Annotated in this window: 2 protein-coding genes; one reads left to right on the top strand and one right to left on the bottom strand. The window is 74.3% G+C overall.

Annotated features, from left to right (window positions below; translation table 11 throughout):
* Window positions 1-1,356: chromate efflux transporter (gene chrA, locus FV228_RS27100; protein WP_246694047.1), on the top strand; the 1,356-nt coding region annotated here is incomplete at its 5' end.
* Between the two features lie 9 nt (window positions 1,357-1,365).
* Here chrA and FV228_RS27105 read toward each other — a convergent pair.
* Window positions 1,366-2,332 (bottom strand): leucyl aminopeptidase family protein (locus tag FV228_RS27105; protein ID WP_147857346.1); only part of this gene is annotated, 967 nt, incomplete at its 5' end.

The following is a 2,332-nucleotide window of genomic DNA, read 5'->3' on the forward strand; positions in this document are numbered from 1 at the left end:
GCAGGGTCGGGCGCGGCTTCCGTCCCGCGCCCGACCCTGCGGCAGGCCGTGCCGGTCTGGCTGCGGGTGGCGGCCTTGTCCTTCGGCGGTCCCGCCGGGCAGATCGCCGTGATGCACCGCATCCTGGTGGACGAGCGGCGCTGGATCTCCGAGCGGCGCTTCCTGCACGGGCTCGGCTTCTGCACGCTCCTGCCGGGGCCGGAGGCGCAGCAGCTCGCGACCTATATCGGCTGGCTGATGCACGGCCCCGCCGGCGGCCTCGTCGCGGGCGGGCTGTTCGTGCTGCCGGGGCTGCTCGCCCTGATGGGCCTGAGCTGGCTCTACGTCCTGTACGGCGCGGTCGATCTCGTCGCCGGCCTGTTCTTCGGGCTCAAGGCGGCGGTGCTCGCCATCGTGCTGCACGCGCTCTGGCGCCTCGGCGGGCGGGCCCTGCGCGGACGGGCGGACCGGCTGATCGCGGCCGCCGCCTTCGGGGCGATTTTCTTGCTCGCGGTGCCGTTCCCGCTGGTCGTGGTCGCGGCGGGCGCCCTCGGCCTCGTGCTGGGGCGAAGGCCCGCGGCGACGCCTGCGGAGGCGGAGGGAAACGACGAGGCCGGGTTCCTGATCGGTGCGGCGATGCTGCCGCGCGAGCGCGCGGGGCCATCGGAATCCCTGCGCGTCGCCGTCCTGTGGCTGGCGATCTGGCTCCTGCCGGTGGCCGCCCTGCTGCTCCTGCCCGGGCCGCCCCCGGTCTTCGGGCAGGTGGCTGTGTTCTTCGCCAAGATGGCGGTGGTGACCTTCGGGGGCGCCTACGCGGCGCTCGCCTACGTGGCCCAGCAGGCGGTGGAGCATTACGGCTGGCTGCGGCCCGGGGAGATGCTCGACGGGCTCGGGCTCGCCGAGACCACCCCGGGGCCGCTGATCATGGTGCTCCAGTTCGTCGGCTTCCTGGCCGGCTACCGGGCCCCCGGCACCCTGCCGCCGCTGCTGGCGGGGACGCTGGCCGGGCTGCTGACCACGTGGGTCACCTTCGCGCCGTGCTTCCTGTGGATCTTCGCGGGTGCGCCGCTGATCGGGCGCCTGCGCGGAAGCCGCCTGCTCGCCGGCGCACTCTCGGCGATCACCGCCGCGGTGGCGGGGGTGATCCTCAACCTCGCGGTCTGGTTCGGGCTGCGGACGCTGTTTTCCGAGGTCCGGACGATGCCGCTCGGACCACTGCGCCTCGACCTGCCCGTCCCCGCCAGCCTCGATCCCGCCGCCCTGGTGCTGACGCTGGCGGCGATCCTGGCGGTGTTCCGGTTCGGCCTCGGGGCGCTGCCGACCCTGGCGCTGTGTGCCGGGGCCGGGATGCTGCTGCGGCTGTCGGGCCTGGCCTGACCGGCGCGGTCAGGCCCCGTAGCGGGCCTTGAGCAGCGCGTAGGTCAGCCGGGCGGTCTGGACCTCGCCGCCCTCCGGCCGTCCCGGCTTGGTCGAGGGGTTCCAGCCGTACAGGTCGAAATGGCCGTGCGCCTTGGTCTTCGGGGCGAAGCGGCGCAGGAACAACGCCGCGGTGATCGCCCCGGCGAACGGGCCGCCCGAGACGTTGTTGAGGTCGGCCACCTTCGAATCGAGCAGGCTCGCGTAGGGGGCGTGCAGCGGCATCCGCCAGATCGGGTCGACCGCGCTCCGCCCCGCCTCCGCTACGGAGGCCGCCAGGGCCTCGTCCTCGGTGAAGAACGCCGGCAGGTCCGGCCCGAGCGCCACCCGGGCGGCGCCCGTGAGCGTCGAGAAGTCGAGGATCAAAGCGGGCTCCTCCGCGTCGGCGAGCGCCAGCGCGTCGGCCAGGATCAGCCGCCCCTCCGCGTCGGTGTTGCCGATCTCGACGCTCAAGCCCGCCCGGCTGGGCAGCACGTCGCTGGGGCGGAAGGCGTTGCCCGAGACCGCGTTCTCCACCGCCGGGATCAGCACGCGCAGGCGGATCTTGAGGCCCCCGCCCATGATCATGTCGGCGGCCGCCAGCGTCACCGCGGCGCCGCCCATGTCCTTCTTCATCAGCAGCATCGCGGAGGAGGGCTTTATGTCGAGCCCGCCGGTGTCGAAGGCGACGCCCTTGCCGACAAGCGTCACCCGCGGCGCGTCCGCCGGCCCCCAGGTCAGGTCGATCAGGCGCGGCGCCCGGGGCGAGGCGACCCCGACCGCGTGGATCAGGGGAAACGCTTTGGCGAGCGCCTCGCCCTGCGTGACCTCGATCGACGCCCCGTGGCGCTCGGCCAGCGCCCGGGCGGCGGCCTCGATCTCGGCGGGCCCGAGATCGTTGGCGGGGGTGTTGATCAGGTCGCGGCCCATCGCCACCGCGGCGGCGACCCGCTCGACC

The sequence above is a fragment of the Methylobacterium sp. WL18 genome (assembly GCF_008040015.1).
In the GTDB taxonomy this organism is placed as follows: domain Bacteria; phylum Pseudomonadota; class Alphaproteobacteria; order Rhizobiales; family Beijerinckiaceae; genus Methylobacterium; species Methylobacterium mesophilicum.